Source organism: Cellulomonas sp. KU4C (assembly GCF_056868065.1).
This window is the reverse complement of record NZ_CP200322.1, coordinates 456,768-474,508: the sequence shown is the minus strand read 5'-3', so window position 1 is coordinate 474,508 and position 17,741 is coordinate 456,768. Positions and strand designations below refer to the sequence as shown.

Here is a 17,741-nt window from a genome sequence, read left to right as displayed (position 1 = left end):
CCGTCGAGATCCCGTCGACCTCCGCGCGCGCGTGACCCGTCCGGGGGACCCGCACCCGGCTGCGTCGACCGTTCGGGTGGTGCCCGGCGGTCGTCCGGGGTGGTACCACCCAACGGTCCCTGGTGCCGCCGGGTACCGGGTCGTAACGTCGTCGACCATATGAGTCCTGACCTGCGCGTTCTCGCCCCGCACGGCTTCGCCGCCCGCACCGCGCTCGGGTTCCACCCCCGTGACGGCCGACCCGTCGCCTGCTGGGTGGTGCACCCGACGTCCGGCGACGCCGGGGCCCTCGCGCGGCTGGACCGGTTCACGTCCGCCCTCGGACTGGGTCCGCACACCGGTGAGCGGTTGACCGAGGTGGACGACTACCGCGCCTCGCTGACCGCCGCGGGTGGCTGGGCGACGCTCTGGGTCGGCGACGAGACCGAGCTGGTCGCCGAGCACGACGACGACTGGCTGGACGCGCTGCTCGACCGCGGCTGGGCGATCGTCGTGGTCGGTTACGCCACCGAGCTGGCGGGCGCCGACAACGCCGGGGTGATGGCGTACCTGACCAGCGGGCGCGACGCGTCCGTCGGGGTCGTCCGCGCGGCCTGAGCCCGGGCCCCGCGGCCGCGCACCGAGCAGCCCGGCGGGGTCGGTAGGCTGGGCCCGCACCTGACCACACCCCCCGCCGCGAACCAGGGAGCCCACCCGTGGGACGAGTCGTCGTCGATGTGATGCCCAAGCCCGAGATCCTCGACCCGCAGGGCAAGGCCGTCGCCGGCGCCCTGCCGCGGCTCGGGTTCGGCCAGTTCACCTCCGTCCGGCAGGGCAAGCGGTTCGAGCTGGAGGTCGACGGCCCCGTCACCCCCGAGGTGCTCGCCGCCGCGGCCGAGGCCGCCACCCAGGTGCTGTCCAACCCGGTGATCGAGGACGTCGTCCGGGTCGCGGACTCCGAGGCCGACGCGGCCGCCACGATCGCCTCCGGGGGTCTGGCCTGATGACCCGGATCGGCGTCGTCACCTTCCCGGGCACCCTGGACGACCGCGACGCCGCCCGCGCCGTGCGGCTCGCCGGTGCCGAGCCCGTCGCCCTCTGGCACGCCGACGCCGACCTGCGCGGCGTCGACGCGGTGGTGCTGCCCGGTGGGTTCTCCTACGGCGACTACCTGCGGGCCGGGGCGATCAGCCGGTTCGCTCCCGTCATGGGCGAGGTCGTCGAGGCCGCCGGCAAGGGCATGCCCGTGCTGGGCATCTGCAACGGGTTCCAGGTCCTCACCGAGGCGCACCTGCTGCCCGGCTCGATGATCAAGAACGACCACCTGCACTTCGTCTGCCGGGAGCAGGTGCTCACGGTCGAGCAGACCGGCACCGCCTGGACCGGCGAGTACCAGCAGGGGGAGCGCATCACGATCCCGCTGAAGAACCAGGACGGCCAGTACGTCGCCGACGAGTCGACGCTGGACGAGCTGGAGGGCGAGGGCCGCGTGGTGTTCCGCTACACCGACGGCAACCCCAACGGGTCCCGCCGGGACATCGCGGGCATCAGCAACGCCCGCGGCAACGTCGTCGGCCTGATGCCGCACCCCGAGCACGCGGTCGAGGCGGGCTTCGGTCCGGACGGCGCCCGCGGCCCGCGCTCGGGCACGGACGGGCTGCGGTTCTTCACCTCGGTGATGCGCGCGCTCGTCTCCTGACACGGGGGACCGGGATGTGGACAGGCCGTGGTCGGGGGCACCGGGCGCGGGGTACCGTTCCCGCGTGTTCCTGACCCGGGTGTGTTGTCGCTGAGCTGACGACCCCGCGCGCCCGCGGCCGCCACGGCCCTCGCTGCGCACCCCGCCTCACCCGTCGAGGACACCCCGTCATGTCTCAGGCTCAGCCCGTGCTGGACCGCGCGCTCGCGGTCGCCACCCGTCACCTGCCCGCCCCGGCCCGCCGGCACCGCGCCGCCCTGCGGCCGCTGCCGCCGGCCCTGCCCGCCGAGACCCCGACGCTGCCGGCGCCCGCACCCACGCCGCTCGCCGCCGCGCCCCTCCCGCCCGCCGGGCCGGAGCCCACGATCCACGTCCTGGCCCCGGACTACGGCGTCCGGACCGTCGAGTCCCGGCCGGGCTCCGAGTCCGCGATCGCCCTGGCCGGCGTGCACGCCGACGTCGTCCGGCTCGAGTTCTCGGTCGCGGTGCCGTCCGTCGGGGCGCTGTCCCGGGTGGCCGCGCTGGTCGACGATGCCGTCGCCGCGTCCGGCCGCGACCGCGCGGACGTGCGGGTGCTGCTCGACCTCGAGGTCGTCGTGGCCGCCGACGAGGTCACGGCGCGCCGCAAGCGGTCGCAGCTGGAGTACCTGGACGCGCTCGCCGGGCTGGGCTGGTCGCCCGCCGCGACCCGGGTGGTGACGACCGGCGACCGCCTGGTGGCCGAGGTCCGCGAGCTGGCCCGCCGCGCGGGTGTCGACGGGGTGGTCCTGCACCCGCTGTCCGGCGGCCCGGCCGCGGCCGCGGACCTCCGGTCCCTGGTGGCCTGACCCCGGGCGGCCACCCCCGAGGGGCCCGACCCGGGTGCGTGGAGTGATCCTGCTCGGCACGCCGAGCGTGTCGGTCAGGACCACTCCACCGGAGGCCGGCTCGGGGGTGGCCCGGTCAGGTCAGGTGGTCGAGGGCCCGGGCGAGGTCGTCGCGGAGGTCGGCGGGGTCCTCGAGACCGACGGACAGGCGGACCGTGGACTCCGCGATGCCGACCGCCGCGCGGCCCGCCGGGCCGAGCTTGCGGTGCGTGGTGGTCGCGGGGTGCGTGACCATCGACTTCGCGTCGCCGAGGTTGTTCGAGATGTCGATGACCCGCAGCGCGTCGAGGACGCCGAACGTCGTCTTCTTCGCCACGTCCGGCGTCGCGCCCTCGGGAACCCGCAGGTCGAACGTGACGACCGTGCCGCCGCCGTCCTGCTGGGCGAGCGCCAGGGCGTGCTGCGGGTGCGACGGCAGGTACGGGTAGCGGACCTGCGCGACCGCCGGGTGCTGCTCGAGCCAGCCGGCCAGCGTCAGCGCGGAGGCGGTCTGGTGCCGGACGCGCAGGGACAGCGTCTCCAGGCCCTTGAGCAGCACCCACGCGTTGAAGGCGCTCATCGACGGGCCGGTGTTGCGGATCAGGGTCTGCACCGGGCCGTGCACGAACGCGTCGGTGCCGAGGATCGCCCCGCCGAGCACCCGCCCCTGGCCGTCGATGTGCTTGGTCGCGGAGTACACGACGACGTCCGCGCCGAACTGCAGCGGCTTCGACAGCACCGGGGTGGCGAACACGTTGTCGACGACGACCACCGCGCCCGCCGCGTGCGCGAGCCGGCTGACCGTGGCGATGTCGACGAGGTCCTGCATCGGGTTCGACGGGGTCTCGAAGAACACGACGTCCGCGGGCGTCGACAGCGCCGCCTCCCACTGCTCCGGGACGTGGCCGTCGACGTAGTCGGTGCGCACGCCCCAGCCCGCGAGGATCTCGTCGAAGATGACGACCGACGACCCGAACAGGGCGCGCGCCGCGACGACGCGCGACCCGGACCGGACGAGCGCGGCCAGCGCCGTGAACACCGCCGACATGCCGGACGCGGTCGCGTAGCAGGCCTCGGCTCCCTCGAGCAGCCGCAGCCGCTCCTCGAACGTCGACACCGTCGGGTTGCCGTACCGGGAGTAGAGGAACCGGTCGGCCTCGCCGGCGAACGCGGCCTCGGCGTCGGCGGCGCGGTCGTAGACGTAGCCCTGGGTGAGGAAGAGCGCCTCGGAGGTCTCCTGGAACGCCGTGCGGACCTGGCCGCCGCGCACGGCGAGCGTGTCGGGGCGCAGGGTGTCGCGGGGGAACCGCGGGTCCTGCCAGTCGCCGGGGCCGGGCGCGGGAGAGGGAGCGGGGGTGGGCGCGGTCACGCGGACCGCCACGGCAGGCCGGCGGCGCGCCAGCCCCAGTGGCCCCGCTGCCCGTCGGGGCCGACGTCGCCCTCGAACCCGCTGAGCACGTTGTACGCCGGACCCAGGCCCGCCGCGGTGGCGGTGGTCGCGGCGGCGACGGACCGCACGCCGGACCGGCACAGGAACACGACCGGGCGCGGCTCGTCGGCGGTGATCCCGGCGGCGGCGAGCTCGTCGAGGAACGTCGGGTTGGGGCGGCCGAACGCGTCGGTCCACTGGACGAACGCGGTCCGGTCCTGCGCGTCGAGGTCCGCGGTGTCCGGGACGCCGATGCCCTGCCACTCGCCCTCGGTGCGGACGTCGACCAGGACGGCGCGCTCGTCGGACGCGAGCAGGTCCCAGGCCTCCTGCGGGGTGAGGTCGCCGGCGTAGCCGGGCCCGTCCCCGTGTCCGTGCTGCGCGCTCACAGCGGGCGCACCGCGGGCGTCGCGGCGGCGGGCAGCACCACGGCCTGCGCGACGATGACGCGCTCGCCGTCGTGGGTCGCGGCGGGGCCGCCGTGCAGCTCGTAGCCCTCGGCGAGGGCCGCGCTCACCCGCTCGCAGAACGAGCGGTCGTCGGGTCCCGTCAGCAGCCGGTAGCGCAGGCGGTCGTCGGTGTCGGTCATGCGTCTCCTCCATCGGACCTGGCGGAAGCACCCTCGGCCGGCCCCGTGCACGGGGCACAGGACCGCGGGTTGCTGCGGCGTCGACGAGCCAGATCTCTCGGCCGCTCTGGATGGTGCGGCGATGCTACGCCATGCCGCCGCGGGGGTGCTTCACCCGGGTCGCAGGGTGGACAGGTGTTGACACGTCCGGGCGGGCGCTCCCTATCCTCGGGGCAGGTCATGAGTGCCAGCACTGAGCCCCGGCTTGCTGGCCGGCAACCCTCCCTCCGCGGCGGGGTGCCCCGGGTGACGACCTGGCCGTCCACCGTTCGGTGGCCGGCAAGCGCGGGGTGACCCGGCCGTACCCGGGCCCCCACCGATTCCTCTCGGGGGTAGTCCCATGTCCGTCGCCACCACCGCCACCTGTGCCACGACCGAGGCGCCCGACCGCGCCCTGCTGCCCGTCGTCGGCGCCGACACCCGCGTGCCGCTCGTCGACGGCCGGTCCGTCACGTACGCGAACCTCGACTACGCGGCGTCCGCGCCGGCGCTCGAGGCCGTCGCGGCGCGGGTCGTCGAGGTGCTGCCGCTGTACGCGTCGGTGCACCGCGGCGCCGGGTACCTGTCGCAGGTGTCCACGGCGCTGTACGAGTCGTCCCGGGCGACCGTCGCCCGGTTCGTCGGCGCGCGCCCCGACGACGTCGCCGTCATCACCCGCAACACCACCGACGCGCTGAACCTGCTGGCCGGCTGCGTGCCGGACGGCGGCCGGGTGCTGGTGCTGGACGTCGAGCACCACGCGAACCTGCTGCCCTGGGTCAGCGCGTTCCGGGACACGGGTCGCACGGCGACCATCCTGCCCGCGGCGCCGACCGTGGCCGCGACGCTGGTCGCGCTGCGTGACGAGCTTGCGCGCCGTCCGTACGCCCTGGTCACGCTCACGGGCGCGTCCAACGTGACCGGGGAGGCGCTGCCGCTGACGTCGGTCGTGGCGCTCGCGCAGGAGGCGGGGGCGCGCGTGGCCGTCGACGGCGCGCAGCTGCTCCCGCACCGGGCGTTCTCGCTCGCGGAGTCGGGCGTGGACTACGTCGCGTTCTCCGGGCACAAGACGTACGCGCCGTTCGGGGCGGGCGCGCTCGTGGGTCGCCGCGACTGGCTGGACGCGGGGACGCCGTACCTGGCCGGCGGCGGCGCGGTGCGCGACGTGCGCACCGACCGGACGCTGTGGCAGCCGGCGCCGGCGCGGCACGAGGGCGGCTCGCCGAACGTGCTCGGCGCCGTCGCGCTGGCCCAGGCCTGCGACACCCTGCAGGCCCTGCCGGCCGGTGCGCTCGCGGCCCACGAGGAGGCGCTGCGCGACAGGCTCGTCACCGGGCTCGCCACGGTGCCCGGCGCCCGGGTGCTGCGCCTGTGGTCGGACTCGACCGACCCGGTGGGCGTCGTGTCGTTCACGGTCGGCGACCACGACTCCGGGCTCGTCGCCGCCTACCTGTCCGCCGAGCACGGCATCGGGGTGCGCGACGGCCGGTTCTGCGCGCACCCGCTGCTGGCCCGGGTCGGCGTGGACGGCGGGGCGCTGCGCGCCTCGGTGGGCGTCGGCAGCACGGCGGAGACGGTCGACCGGCTGGTCGCGGGGCTGCTCGCGTTCGTGGCCGACGGGCCGCGCGCCCGGTACGAGGTCGTCGACGGCTGCTGGACCGTCGCCGGCGACACCCGGCCGCGCCCGGCGGTCTCCGGGATCGACGCGATCGCCGCCACCGCCGCCGCGGCGTGCGGTCCCGCCGTCGAGGACTGACGTGCTGCCCCGGACCGGTCCGAGCAGGGGACGGTCCGGTCCGGGGCCCGCAGGCGGTCAGTCGGCGGGGACGGTGCGCGGCCCGGCCCAGGCGCGCAGGCGCGCGACGGGCTCGGCCATCACGCGGGACAGCGGGCGGGTGCCGCGCGCCTCGGCGAGCACGTCCGCCGCACCCGGCGGGCGTCCGCCCTCGTGCGCGGTGTAGGTCGCGGCGACGACGGCCTGCTCGATCTCCGCACCCGAGAACCCGTCGGTGGCCAGCACCAGGTCGGGCAGCAGGGCGGGGTCGAGCGGCACCCCGCGGCGGGCGGCGTGGATCCCCAGGATCTCGGCGCGCACGTCCGGGCCGGGGAGGTCGACGAAGAAGATCTCGTCGAACCGGCCCTTGCGGATCAGCTCCGGCGGCAGGGCGGTGATGTCGTTCGCGGTCGCGACGACGAACACCGTCGCGTGCGGCTCGGCGAGCCAGGTCAGCAGCGTCCCGAGCTGCCGGCGGCCCGGACCGGCGTCGTCGCCGCCGGCGGGCACGGCCTTCTCGATCTCGTCGATCCACAGCACGCACGGGGCCATCGCCTCGGCGGTCGCCAGCGCCTCCCGCAGCCGCCGCTCGGACTCGCCGACGTACTTGTCGTGCGTCGCCGCGAGATCGAGCCGCAGCAGCGGCACACCGAACAGGTGCGCGGAGGCCTTGGCGACGACGCTCTTGCCGCAGCCCTGCACGCCGAGCATCAGGACGCCGCGCGGGGGGTCGAGGTGCGGCGCGCTGCCGTCGAACGCCGGCGCCCGACGGGCCAGCCACTGCCGGAGCCGGGCCATGCCCGCGACCTGGTCCGGGGGGACGGTGTCGAGCTCGTAGGCGAGCACCCCGTCGCGGGCGAGCAGCGCGTGCTTCGCGCGCGTCACCGCGGGCACGTCGGCCGGCAGCAGCGCCCCGTCGTCGAAGACCGCGCCCCGCGCCAGCCGCTCCGCGTCGCCGTGCGACACCCCGGCGAGGTTCGCCACCAGCAGCTCCACCGCGCGGGCGTCGACGCGTGCCGGCTGCCCGGTGGTGCGCGCCCAGTCGGCGACGACGTGGTCGACGATCGCGCGCCGCTCCGTCGCGTCGGGGAACGCCACCGGGAACCGCGCGGCCAGGTGCTCGAGGTCGTCCGGGAGCGGCACCTCGCGGCCGACCAGCACCAGCGTCCGGCGCACGGGCGCGAGGCACAGGTCCTTGAGGAGGCGGACGGTCACCGGGTCGCCGAGGAACGGGTGCAGGTCGAGCAGGACGTAGACGCCCGGCAGGCCGCCCTCGAGCAGCCCGCGCAGCATCTCGGTGGGGTCCGCGGCGAACCGCTGGGCGGTGCCGAGGTCGACGTCGCGGCGGCGCATCCCCTCGGTGACCTTCCACGTGAACACCGGCGCGCCCGCGGCGGTCATCACGTGGACCGGGCGGGCCGCGAGCACGAGGTCCACCGCGCGGGCCTCGTCGGTGGTCTCGACGACGACGAGCGGCACCCCGCCGCGGAGCAGGGTGGCGAGGTCGTGCCCCGATCCGGTCGCCGTCACGGCGGCAACCTACCGCCTGGGGCGGGGTCCGCGCGGCGGTGTTCGTGCACGTCAGCCGGACGGCGCAGCGCGGGCGCTCAGCGCACCGTCAGCCCCAGGTGGTCGGCGAACGCGCCGGCGAGGTCCAGCAGCTGGTGCTCGCTGATCGTCGCGCCCTTGAGGCCGGCGGTGCCGTCGATCGCGGCCAGCTCGGCCCCGCGCAGGTCGACCTGCCGCAGCTGCGCGCGCGTCACGTCGAGCCGGCCGACCCGGCAGTCCTCGAACGTCACCCGCAGCGCCCTGACCCCGGCGAGGTCCAGGTCCAGGTCGTGCACCGGACGAACCGGAGGTCCTGGACCCGGGAGTCGCGCAGGTTGAGGTAGTCGATCTTCCCGCCCTCGACGGTCACCCGGTCCCACGTGCTGCCGTACGCCTCGATCGCGCCGAACCGGCAGTCCCGCAGGGTCACGTCGCGCCACGAGCCGGTACGCGCCCGCAAGCTCCCCGCCCGGCAGTCCGCGACCACCGTCTCGACGACGTGCGCGTGGTCGAGCAGGGCGCCCTCCAGGTCGCACCCGCGCAGCACGCACTCGACGAACCGGGCGCTCTCCGCGTCCGCCCCGGCCAGGTCCAGGCCCGCCAGGAGCGCGCGGTCGTAGTCCCCCTCGGGCTCGAGCGGTCCGGCGAACGGGGCGAGGGCGTCCTCGGGGGGAGTGGTCACCGGCACAGCCTGCCACCGGGCTCCGACGCGTCCGGTCGCCGGGTGCCGCGGGTGCACGCTCGCCGCCGAGATCCGTCCTGGGGACGACGGCCGTCCGGCCGGTTCGTCGACCTACGGTGGCGGTGGACGGCCGGTGCGGCAGCGAGGAGGGCGAGGGTGGACCTGTGGTCGGGCGAGTGGGTCGCGGCGTTCTTCCTGTCGCCCGCGGTGACGGGCGTGGCCGCGGTGGTGGCCGCGACGATCGGGCTGCGGGTGGCGCGGGTGCGGGCCCGGCTCGACCGGGACCTGGCGGCCGAGCAGCACCGCCGGGACGCGCGTGCCGCGGAGCTCGTGCGGGCGGCCGCGCTCGAGGACCGCGACCGCGCGCAGTGGTGGGTGGCGTTCACGTGGGTGGTGGCGCGGCTCGGCGACGTGGGTCCGAGGACGGCCGACCGGGCGCTCGGCGCGCTGTCCGACGCGACCGACGACCCTGTGCGAGCCGCCCTTCTCCGGCTAGCCTGGCCGCACGATGCTACTGATAAGGAGCGACGGGATGACGGTGGAGTACCCGTTCCAGGGTCTGGTGCACGACCCTCCGCGTCCGCGGACCCCTGAGGAGGCGGCCGAGGCGGAGCGGTGGATCGCGCGGCTGACCCCGCCGGACGGCGACCTGTGGCAGCAGGCCGTCCGCCGCCAGCAGGCCCGCCGGGACCGCGAGGCGGAGATCACCCGCCTGGTGTTCGAGCCGCTGCCCCCGCCCCCGGTGTACGGCCTGCGCAGGCTGTGGCTCGCGTGGCGGGAGCGGCGGGAGCGGGGGCGCGCGCGAGGCTGACGGGCGCCCCCGCGGGTCTCGCTCCCGCGGGTCTCACCCCAGCGGTCGGACCTCCGCGCGCAGGTGCAGCCGCCCGCGCCGGGCGTCCCAGGCCGTGACCGTCCACCCGCCGGCCGTGCGCGCCACCGCCACCGCGGGCGACCCGGGGAGCAGCACGGGCGACGCGAACTCGACGTCCCACGCGTACGCCTCCCCGCGCCGGGCGCCGACGTCGGCCAGCGCCCGTGCGGCGGTGTACATCCCGTGGGCGATCGCCCGCGGGAACCCCAGCGCCCGCGCGGTGAGCGGTGACAGGTGGATGGGGTTGGCGTCCCCGGAGACGGCCGCGTACCGGCGGCCGGTCGCGGCGTCGAGCGCCCACCGCCCGGTCGGCTCCGGGGGTGCGAAGTCCGGGTGGCCGGCGTCGTCCGGGGCGGCACCCGCGACGCGCGCCCCGGGCGCCAGGTAGGTGGACACCCCGCGCCAGGCGGGCGGGTCGGTCGGGGCGGAGCCGGCGACGCGGACCTCGGTGACCAGGTCCACCTGGGCGCCCTTGCGGTGCGGGCGCAGGTGCTCGGCCCAGGCGCGGACGTCGAGCGTGTCGGTGAGCCGCAGCGCCCGCCGCTGCTCGACCCGGTTGGCGAGGTGCACCATGCCGAGGGCGGGCAGCGGGAAGTCCGGGCGGACGATCAGCGCCGTCGCGACGGGGAACGCGAGCACGTGCACGTACCCGGCGGGCAGGACGTCGCCGCCGGGCTCGCCGACGAGGTGCTGGTACGCGGTGAGGTGGCCGGCGTCGGGCCGGACGCCGTCGAGCCGGTGCAGCACCGCGGGCAGCGTCGGTGCGTGCCGGCCGCCCTCGCCCGCGCCCCCGCCGACCCCGCCGCCCGCGCCGCGCCCGCCGAGCGCGCGCCGGACCGGCCCGGCGACGGCGGCCCGCCCGGCGGCCAGACCGGCCCGCGCGTACAGCCCGCCGAGCCCCGGCGCGGCGTCGAGGACGACCTCGCGCCGCGCGCCCGGCCCCGCGGCGACGGCGGTCACCGGCCCACCATGTTCTGCCCGCACACCCGCAGCACCTGCCCGACGACCCCGCCGGCCTGCGGCGACGCGAGGAACGCGACGGCCTCGGCCACGTCGACGGGCAGGCCGCCCTGCTGGAGCGACGACAGCCGCCGGGCGACCTGCCGGGTGAGCGCGGGCATCCGGGCGGTCATGTCGGTCTCGATGAACCCCGGCGCGACGGCGTTCGCGGTGCCGCCGAACGCGGTGAGCAGCGGCGCGGTCGCCCGGACCATCCCGATCACCCCGCCCTTGGACGCCGCGTAGTTCGCCTGGCCGCGGTTGCCGGCGATGCCGGACGTGGAGGCCAGCGAGACGATCCGGGGCGCGTCGGTGAAGTCCCCGGAGGTCAGCAGCGCCTCGTTGATCCGCAGCTGGGCGGCGATGTTCACCGCGATCACGGACTCCCAGCGGTCGGGGGTCATGTTGGCGAGCAGCTTGTCGCGCGTGATCCCGGCGTTGTGCACCACGATGTCGAGGCGCCCGTGCCGGCCGAGGGCGTGCTCGAGGATGCGCGCGCCGGCGTCGTCGGCGGTGACGTCGAGCTGCAGCGCCGTGCCGCGCACCCGGTTGGCGACCGCGGCCAACGCCTCCCCGGCGGCGGGGACGTCCACGGCGACGACCGTCGCGCCGTCGCGGGCGAGGGTCTTCGCGATGGCCTCCCCGATGCCGCGGGCCGCACCGGTGACCACGGCGACGCGCCCGGCGAGGGGCTGCTCCCAGTCGGCGGGCAGCGACCCGGCCGCGGAGTCCACGGCGAGCAGCTGGCCGTCGACGTACGCGGAGCGCGCGGACAGCAGGAACCGCAGGGCGCCGAGCACGGCGGGCGCGGTGACGGGCACGTCGTCGTGGACGACCACGCCGTTGGCGGTCGCGCCGGCGCGGAGCTCCTTGGCGACGGACCGCAGCGCCCCGTCGACGCCCTGCCGGGCGGCGGCGAGCGCGGGCGCCTGGTCGTCGGTGGCGGGGCGGGACACGCTGACGACCCGGCCGCCGGGGGCGAGGGTCTTGAGCGTGGGTGCGAGCTCGAGCAGCGGGCCGGCGAGCTGGTCGGGGTGCTGGACCTCGGTCAGCGCGAGGACGACCGCGGCGAACCGGGTGCCCTCGGTCGCGTGCCGGCGCACGTCCAGGTCCCAGCCCTTGTGGTCGGGCGAGGTGCCGGCCAGGAACTGCGCGAGCGTGTCGGCGTCCGCCCCGGTGCCGAGCACCAGCACGGGTCCGTCGACCAGGGGCCGCCCGGGGCGGTGCCGGCGCAGGCGCGCGGGACGGGGCAGGCCGAGCTGCTTCGCGATGGTCTGGGTGACCCCGCTGTTCACGAGGTCCAGGTAGCGGTCGCTCACAGCGCCTCCAGGACGGCGGCGACGCCGAGGCCCCCGGCGGCGCAGACGGACACGAGGGCGCGGACCGGGCGGTCCTCGCCCGCGGCGAGCAGCTCTGCGCGGCGGCGGTGCAGCTGCTTCGCGATGGTCGGGATGATCCGCCCGCCGGTCGCGGCGAACGGGTGCCCGGCGGCCAGCGAGGAGCCGTGCACGTTCAGGCGGTCGCGGTCGACGGTGCCGAGGGCGTCGTCGAGGCCTAGCCGGGACAGGCAGAACTCCTTGTCCTCCCACGCGGCGAGCGTGGTCAGCACGGTCGACGCGAACGCCTCGTGGATCTCCACGTAGTCGAGGTCGGCGAGGGTCAGCCCCTGCCGGGCGAGCAGCCGCGGCACCGCGTGCACGGGGGCCATGAGCAGCCCGTCCTCGCCGTGCACGAAGTCGACGGCCGCGGTCTCGGCGTCGACGACCGCGGCGAGGGGCGTCAGCCCGCGCTCGCGGGCCCAGTCCTCGGAGGCGAGCAGCACCGCGGAGGCGCCGTCGGTCAGCGGGGTCGAGTTGCCGGCGGTCATCGTCGCGGGGGTGTCGAGCCGGGTGCCGAACGCCGGCTTGAGCTTCCCGAGCTTCTCCAGGGACGTGTCGGCGCGCAGGTTCTGGTCCCGGACCAGCCCGCGGTACGGGGTGACCAGGTCGTCGAAGAACCCGGCGTCGTACGCCGCCGCGAGGCGCTGGTGGCTGGCGAGCGCGATCTCGTCCTGCGCCTGCCGGGTGATCCCCCACTGCGCGGTGGTGAGGGCCTGGTGCTCGCCCATCGACAGCCCGGTCCGCGGCTCGTCGGTGCGCGGCGTCGCGGGCTTGAGGTCCTGCGGGCGCAGCGCGGCGGCGGCCTTGAGCCGCTGCGGGACGGTCTTCGCGCGGGCGAGCGTCAGCAGCGTGCGGCGCAGGCCCTCGCTGACGGCGATCGGCACGTCGGACGCGGAGTCGACGCCGCCGGCGACGCCGGACTCCACCTGGCCGAGCCGGATCTTGTTGCTGATCGCGACGACGGCCTCGAGCCCGGTCGCGCACGCCTGCTGCAGGTCGTACGCGGGGGTGCGGGCGGACAGCGGCGAGCCGAGGACGGCCTCGCGGGTGAGGTTGAAGTCGCGGCTGTGCTTGAGCACGGCGCCCGCGACGACCTCGCCCAGCACCTCGTCCTGCAGGCCGTACCGGGCGACCAGCCCGTCGAGCGCGGCGGTGAGCATGTCGAGGTTGCTCGACCGTGCGTACGCGCCGCCGGCCCGGGCGAACGGGATCCGGTTGCCGCCGACGACCACGGCACGTCGGGTGCCGCTCGTCGGATCGGGCGTGCTGGGGGTCGGTGCCATGGGGGTCCTCCCGCATCGTCGTCGATGGTCTGGGTGGTGCGTGTGCCCGAGTCGGGACCTCGGTCCCTTGTGGAATCCGGGTGTCCGAGACTCACAGTACCTGATACCGTCGGTTCTGTGAGCCCCATCACACGGGACCCGTCGACGGAGACGGGCACGGACGTCGATGGCCGGTCGACGCGCTGGGAGGACCACCGCGAGGCCCGCCGCGCCGAGCTGGTCCGTGCCGCCCGCCGGGTCGTGCACCACACCGGCCCCGACGCCTCGATGGGCGACATCGCCACCGCCGCCGGCACGTCCAAGTCGATCGTCTACCGGTACTTCACGGACAAGGACGGGCTCCAGCTCGCCGTCGCGGCGGCGGTCGTCGCGGACATCCGGGACGCCCTGGACCTCGCGGCGACCGGTGCCGGCACCCCCCGCGAGGCGCTGCGCGGGATGGTCGACACCTACCTCGCGATGATCGAGTCCTCGCCGCACGTCTACACCTTCGTCACCCGCGGCGGCTCGGTCGGCGCGTTCCTCGACTCGGTCACCGAGCTCGTCGCGGACCCGTTCGTCCGCGCGCTCGGGCTCGACGGGTCCGACCCGGACGCCGGCTGGGCCCGCCTGTGGGCCGCCGGGGCCGTCGGGTTCGTCCGCGGCGCGGGCGAGCGCTGGCTCGCGGGCGACGAGGCGCCGGGAGCGGACCGCGAGGACGTCGCCGCCCGCGTCGCGGCCTGGCTCTGGGCCGGGCCGGTCGCCGTCCTGTCCCGCGAGCGCACCGGCACCCGTGGCGCCACGACCACCTCCGGCAGCACGACCACGTCCAGCAGCACGACCACGTCCAGCACGTCCGCACCTCCCGCGCGACCCGCGCAGTCCCGCGTCGACGACGACGCACCGTCCCCAGGGGAGTCCGCATGACCACCACCGCACCTCGCCCCGCCCGCTCGTCCCGGCCCGCCGCGCCCGCCCGGGCCACCGGGCCCGGGCGGCCCGCGCGCCCCGAGGGCGACCCGGCGTCGGGTCCGACCACCACCGACCCCGCGGCGACGGTCCGCCCCACTGGCGCCGGCCACGCCCGCCCGCTGCGCGACGGCGAGCCGCGGGTCGCGGTCGAGGCGCTGACCGACGTGCTGCTCGGCCGGTACGCGGACCTGCGGCGCGGGGCGCGGGACGTCGTGGCCCAGCCGCGGTTCCAGCGGGTCGAGGGGCTGCCGGTCGCCGAGCACCGCACCCGGGTGCTGGACCAGCTCCGCACCCTCGCGGCCGAGGGGGACGTGCTGCGGGCGTTCCCGACGCACCTGGGCGGCGCCGACGACCACGGCGGCAGCCTGGCCCGGTTCGAGGAGCTGGTGGCCGCCGACCCGTCGCTGCAGATCAAGGCCGGCGTCCAGTGGGGGCTGTTCGCGTCGGCGATCCTGCACCTCGGCACCGAGCGGCACCACGACCGGCTGCTCCCCGGGGCGATGTCGGTGGACGTCCCCGGGGCGTTCGCGATGACGGAGACCGGCCACGGCTCCGACGTGGCGAGCATCGGCACGACCGCGACGTACGACCCGGCGACCGAGGAGTTCGTGATCCGGACCCCGTACCGCGCGGCCTGGAAGGACTACCTCGGCAACGCCGGGCAGCACGGCACCGCCGCGGTGGTGTTCGCGCAGCTCGTCGCCCAGGGCCCGGCCGACCCGCACCCGGTGAACCACGGCGTGCACGCGTTCTACGTGCCGATCCGCGACGCCGCGACGGGGGAGTTCCTGCCCGGGATCGGCGGCGAGGACGACGGCCTCAAGGGCGGCCTGAACGGGATCGACAACGGCCGGCTGTGGTTCGACGACGTGCGGGTGCCGCGCACCGAGCTCCTCGACCGGTACGGCTCCGTGGCGCCGGACGGCACGTACTCCTCGCCGATCGCGAGCCCGGGCCGGCGGTTCTTCACGATGCTCGGCACGCTGGTGCAGGGCCGGGTGTCGCTGGACGGAGCCGCGGTGAACGCCGCGAAGATCGGCCTGGTCACGGCGGTCACGTACGGCAACCAGCGCCGGCAGTTCGCCGGGGCGTCCCCGACCGACGAGGTCGTGCTGCTCGACTACGGCGAGCACCGGCGCCGGCTGCTGCCGCTGCTCGCGGAGACGTACGCGGCGACGTTCGCGCACGAGCACCTGCTGGCCGCGTTCGACGACGTGTTCTCCGGCCGGGACGACACCCCGGACTCCCGCGAGGAGCTCGAGACGCTCGCCGCGGCGCTCAAGCCGACGTCGACCTGGCACGCCCTGCGGACGCTGCAGACCTGCCGGGAGGCGTGCGGCGGGGCGGGGTTCCTCACCGCGAACCGGCTCACGTCGCTGCGCGCCGACCTCGACGTGTACGTGACGTTCGAGGGCGACAACACGGTGCTCTACCAGCTCGTCGGCAAGCGGCTGCTGGCCCGCTACGGCCAGCAGGTCGGCGGCGACCCGGCGGTGATCGCCCGGCTGGTGGCCGAGAAGGCGGCCGACGCCGCGCTGCACCGGATGCCCCTGGCCCGTGCCGTGCAGACGCTGGTGGACGCGGGCGACGCGCGCCGCTCGGCGGGCCAGCTGCGCGACCCCGACACCCAGCGGGACCTGCTGGCCGACCGGGTGTCGACGATGGTCGCCGAGCTCGCCCAGGCGCTGCGTCCCGCCCGGCGCGCGGCTCCCGAGGTCGCCGCCCAGCTGTTCGACGCGCACCAGCACGAGCTCGTCGAGGCGGCCCGGGCCCACGCCGAGCTGCTGCAGTGGGAGGCGTTCACCCGCGGCCTGGACACCGTGGCCGACGCGGGCACCCGGCAGGTGCTGACCTGGCTGCGGGACCTGTTCGGCCTGACCCTGATCGAGCGGAACCTCGCCTGGTACCTGGTGAACGGGCGGCTGTCGGCCGGGCGCGCGCGGACGGTGACGTCCTACATCGAGCGGCTGCTCCTGCGGCTGCGCCCGCACGCGCAGGACCTGGTGGACGCGTTCGGCTACGGGCCCGAGCACGTCCGCGCGGAGATCGCGTCCGGCGCGGAGGCGGCCCGCCAGGCCGAGGCGCGCGAGGCGCAGCGGGCCGCCCGGGCGTCGGGCGCGGAGCCGGTGCCGGAGCCGCGGCCCCGCCGCTGACGCCGGGCCGCCGCCGCTCAGGTGCCCGTCAGGAACCGGATCAGCGTGCTCATGTGCTCGATGTACCGGCCGGTGGAGATCCCGGTCACCGGGTCGTCGGTGGTGAACGGCGAGGTGTCGGTGGCGTCGCCGACCTCGGTGCGGGAGTAGTCGCCCGCGTCGGGGGTCGGCGACCCATCGCCGGTGTACGGGTGGCTGGTGGACAGCAGCGGCGTCGGCCAGTAGCCCTCGTCGCCGAGCGCGTCGAGGATCTCCCGGACCTCGTCGTCGGTGGGCGGTTCGCCGGTCCGGTGCAGGGTCCCCACGTTCAGGTCGGAGACCGACACGTCCTCGGTGCTGAAGTACGCGGGGAGCTCGGCGCCCGGGTGCAGCAGCGGGGACGTCGCGGTGACCTCCTCGACGGGCCGGGCGACCAGGTCGGCGTACCGCTCGCGCAGCGCCGGCACGTCGACCGACCGGAACGCGTTGTAGTGCACGATCGTGCCCGTCGGGTCCTGGTCCGCCCAGTACCGGCCGTTGACGACGTTCGACCCCGTGCGGTGCACGTACAGCGGCCGGTTCGTGCCGAGCTCGACGAACGTCGGGAACTGCCGGCCGTCTGCGGTCCACAGCTCCTCGGGCAGGCGCACCGAGTCCAGCCAGTCCAGCGCAGCGGGCACCCCCGCGAGGTACCGCTCGTCGCCGGTCAGCTCGTAGAACCCGAGCAGCTTCTCGACGTTGCCCGCGGTCGTGTGGGTGGCGAGCGAGTCGGGCTCGTACGTCCGGGCGCCGACCGGGCGCAGGTCCTCGGCGTCGTGCTGGAGCGACCAGCCGGCCTGCGGCGCCGGCTGCTGGGTGACGACGAACGCGTCCATCGCCGCGCGCACCGCGGGAAGCACCGCCTCGTCCCCGAGGGTCTGGTGCACCATCAGCAGCAGCTCGATGTTCTCCGCCGCGACGTCGTCGTTGAACGTGATGTGCCGGGTGTACGGCTCGGCGTCCGGCGACGCGGGGTACCGCTGCGGCCAGCCGCCGACCGGGTACTGGCTGTCCAGCACGAAGTCGACGGCCCGGTCGAGTGCGGGGCGCAGCGCCGGGTCCTCCTTCTCGAGGTAGAGGCGCAGCAGCAGCTGGAGCTCTCGGCGGTGCCCGCGTCGTCGAACGTCGCGCTGCCGTCGTGGTGCTGGAACTCCTCGAGCCGCCAGCCGTTGCGGCCGATCGTGTCGTACCAGCGCTGCAGCGACTCCTCGCCGGCGAAGTCGTGCAGGTAGTTCCAGCCGCCCGCGGGGTGCTGGGCCGCGATCAGCGCGTCCGCGACCTCGCGCGCGGCGTCGTAGTACGCCTCGTCCCCGGTCGCGTGGTACGCGTCGAGGTAGACGTGGCCCATCGTCGCGGTGCCCGGCGGCTGGATCCAGATCTGGGTGTCGAACGCCTCCATCTCGCCGAACTGGCGCGACCGGTCCGGGAGGTAGGACCACAGGTACCCGCCCTGGTAGGCGACGTCGTCGGTCATGAACGTCGTCGCGCGGCGCATCGTGGCCAGGACGTCCTCGCGCAGGTCGT

Annotated in this window: 18 protein-coding genes, 1 pseudogene and 2 riboswitches; of the genes and pseudogenes, 9 read left to right on the top strand and 10 right to left on the bottom strand. The window is 76.1% G+C overall.

Annotated features, from left to right (window positions below; genetic code table 11):
- Positions 1 to 159 precede the first annotated feature (159 nt).
- The 4 genes from AC1VL8_RS02235 (at position 160) to AC1VL8_RS02220 (ending at position 2,505) form a co-directional block, all read left to right on the top strand.
- A complete protein-coding gene (locus AC1VL8_RS02235; RefSeq protein ID WP_483073956.1) occupies positions 160 to 597 on the top strand; it encodes a hypothetical protein in 438 nt (145 codons plus the stop codon).
- A gap of 98 nt (positions 598 to 695) precedes the next feature.
- Positions 696 to 983 carry a phosphoribosylformylglycinamidine synthase subunit PurS gene (gene purS, locus AC1VL8_RS02230; RefSeq protein ID WP_389231790.1) on the top strand — a complete coding sequence of 96 codons (288 nt, stop codon included), beginning with the start codon at positions 696 to 698 and terminating at the stop codon, positions 981 to 983.
- Positions 983 to 1,678 carry a phosphoribosylformylglycinamidine synthase subunit PurQ gene (gene purQ / locus AC1VL8_RS02225; protein WP_389231787.1) on the top strand — a complete coding sequence of 232 codons (696 nt, stop codon included), beginning with the start codon at positions 983 to 985 and terminating at the stop codon, positions 1,676 to 1,678. The genes purS and purQ overlap by 1 nt, the downstream gene beginning before the upstream one ends.
- 170 nt (positions 1,679 to 1,848) lie before the next feature.
- A complete protein-coding gene (locus AC1VL8_RS02220; RefSeq protein WP_483073955.1) occupies positions 1,849 to 2,505 on the top strand; it encodes a hypothetical protein in 657 nt (218 codons plus the stop codon).
- 115 nt (positions 2,506 to 2,620) lie between these two features.
- On the opposite strand, the gene AC1VL8_RS02215 is transcribed toward AC1VL8_RS02220, so the two are convergent.
- The 3 genes and pseudogenes from AC1VL8_RS02215 to AC1VL8_RS02205 all read right to left on the bottom strand — a co-directional run.
- Positions 2,621 to 3,892, bottom strand: a complete 1,272-nt coding sequence (locus tag AC1VL8_RS02215; RefSeq protein WP_483073954.1) for an O-succinylhomoserine sulfhydrylase — start codon at positions 3,890 to 3,892, stop codon at positions 2,621 to 2,623.
- Complete coding sequence (locus AC1VL8_RS02210; protein ID WP_389231778.1) at positions 3,889 to 4,341, bottom strand: rhodanese-like domain-containing protein; 453 nt, start codon at positions 4,339 to 4,341, stop codon at positions 3,889 to 3,891. Before AC1VL8_RS02210 ends, AC1VL8_RS02215 begins: the two co-directional genes overlap by 4 nt.
- 11 nt (positions 4,342 to 4,352) lie before the next feature.
- Positions 4,353 to 4,541 (bottom strand): annotated as a pseudogene (locus AC1VL8_RS02205) (DUF1737 domain-containing protein); the annotation flags it as partial.
- Positions 4,542 to 4,547: 6 nt separating this feature from the next.
- Positions 4,548 to 4,658: riboswitch (SAM riboswitch) on the bottom strand.
- 98 nt (positions 4,659 to 4,756) lie between these two features.
- A riboswitch (SAM riboswitch) is annotated at positions 4,757 to 4,872 on the top strand.
- Positions 4,873 to 4,920: 48 nt separating this feature from the next.
- On the opposite strand from AC1VL8_RS02205, the gene AC1VL8_RS02200 reads away from it, so the two are divergent.
- Positions 4,921 to 6,315 (top strand): aminotransferase class V-fold PLP-dependent enzyme, encoded by a 1,395-nt coding sequence (locus AC1VL8_RS02200; protein WP_483073953.1) that lies wholly within the window; start codon positions 4,921 to 4,923, stop codon positions 6,313 to 6,315.
- Between the two features lie 57 nt (positions 6,316 to 6,372).
- On the opposite strand, the gene AC1VL8_RS02195 is transcribed toward AC1VL8_RS02200, so the two are convergent.
- From AC1VL8_RS02195 to AC1VL8_RS02185, 3 genes are all read right to left on the bottom strand, one after another.
- Complete coding sequence (locus AC1VL8_RS02195; RefSeq protein WP_483073952.1) at positions 6,373 to 7,863, bottom strand: AAA family ATPase; 1,491 nt, start codon at positions 7,861 to 7,863, stop codon at positions 6,373 to 6,375.
- Positions 7,864 to 7,940: 77 nt separating this feature from the next.
- On the bottom strand, positions 7,941 to 8,177 hold the full coding sequence (locus AC1VL8_RS02190; protein WP_483073951.1) for a hypothetical protein: 237 nt from the start codon (positions 8,175 to 8,177) through the stop codon (positions 7,941 to 7,943).
- Positions 8,129 to 8,563, bottom strand: coding sequence for a pentapeptide repeat-containing protein (locus tag AC1VL8_RS02185; protein WP_483073950.1), 435 nt, complete (start codon positions 8,561 to 8,563; stop codon positions 8,129 to 8,131). The genes AC1VL8_RS02190 and AC1VL8_RS02185 overlap by 49 nt, the downstream gene beginning before the upstream one ends.
- Positions 8,564 to 8,719: 156 nt before the next feature.
- On the opposite strand from AC1VL8_RS02185, the gene AC1VL8_RS02180 reads away from it, so the two are divergent.
- Together AC1VL8_RS02180 and AC1VL8_RS02175 are read left to right on the top strand one after the other, a co-directional pair.
- On the top strand, positions 8,720 to 9,157 hold the full coding sequence (locus AC1VL8_RS02180; protein ID WP_483073949.1) for a hypothetical protein: 438 nt from the start codon (positions 8,720 to 8,722) through the stop codon (positions 9,155 to 9,157).
- Positions 9,096 to 9,374 carry a hypothetical protein gene (locus tag AC1VL8_RS02175; protein ID WP_483073948.1) on the top strand — a complete coding sequence of 93 codons (279 nt, stop codon included), beginning with the start codon at positions 9,096 to 9,098 and terminating at the stop codon, positions 9,372 to 9,374. The genes AC1VL8_RS02180 and AC1VL8_RS02175 overlap by 62 nt, the downstream gene beginning before the upstream one ends.
- A 33-nt stretch (positions 9,375 to 9,407) precedes the next feature.
- Here AC1VL8_RS02175 and AC1VL8_RS02170 read toward each other — a convergent pair whose 3' ends face one another.
- Genes AC1VL8_RS02170 through AC1VL8_RS02160 form a run of 3 tightly spaced genes read right to left on the bottom strand, consistent with a single transcriptional unit; the run spans position 9,408 to position 13,095 of the window.
- Positions 9,408 to 10,394: a MaoC family dehydratase gene (locus AC1VL8_RS02170; RefSeq protein WP_483073947.1), complete on the bottom strand. Its 987-nt coding sequence runs from the start codon at positions 10,392 to 10,394 to the stop codon at positions 9,408 to 9,410.
- The gene (locus AC1VL8_RS02165) at positions 10,391 to 11,752 is read right to left on the bottom strand and encodes a 3-oxoacyl-ACP reductase (protein WP_483073946.1); all 1,362 of its coding nucleotides are present in this window, start codon (positions 11,750 to 11,752) and stop codon (positions 10,391 to 10,393) included. Before AC1VL8_RS02165 ends, AC1VL8_RS02170 begins: the two co-directional genes overlap by 4 nt.
- Complete coding sequence (locus AC1VL8_RS02160; RefSeq protein WP_483073945.1) at positions 11,749 to 13,095, bottom strand: acetyl-CoA C-acetyltransferase; 1,347 nt, start codon at positions 13,093 to 13,095, stop codon at positions 11,749 to 11,751. Before AC1VL8_RS02160 ends, AC1VL8_RS02165 begins: the two co-directional genes overlap by 4 nt.
- Before the next feature lie 117 nt (positions 13,096 to 13,212).
- Between AC1VL8_RS02160 and AC1VL8_RS02155 the strand changes: the two genes are divergently transcribed.
- Positions 13,213 to 14,001, top strand: coding sequence for a TetR/AcrR family transcriptional regulator (locus AC1VL8_RS02155; RefSeq protein ID WP_483073944.1), 789 nt, complete (start codon positions 13,213 to 13,215; stop codon positions 13,999 to 14,001).
- The gene (locus tag AC1VL8_RS02150) at positions 13,998 to 16,199 is read left to right on the top strand and encodes an acyl-CoA dehydrogenase family protein (RefSeq protein ID WP_483073943.1); all 2,202 of its coding nucleotides are present in this window, start codon (positions 13,998 to 14,000) and stop codon (positions 16,197 to 16,199) included. Before AC1VL8_RS02155 ends, AC1VL8_RS02150 begins: the two co-directional genes overlap by 4 nt.
- A 17-nt stretch (positions 16,200 to 16,216) precedes the next feature.
- Here the strand turns inward: AC1VL8_RS02150 and AC1VL8_RS02145 are convergent, their stop codons facing one another.
- Positions 16,217 to 17,656: a pectate lyase gene (locus tag AC1VL8_RS02145; protein ID WP_483073942.1), complete on the bottom strand. Its 1,440-nt coding sequence runs from the start codon at positions 17,654 to 17,656 to the stop codon at positions 16,217 to 16,219.
- Between the last annotated feature and the right edge of the window lie 85 nt (positions 17,657 to 17,741).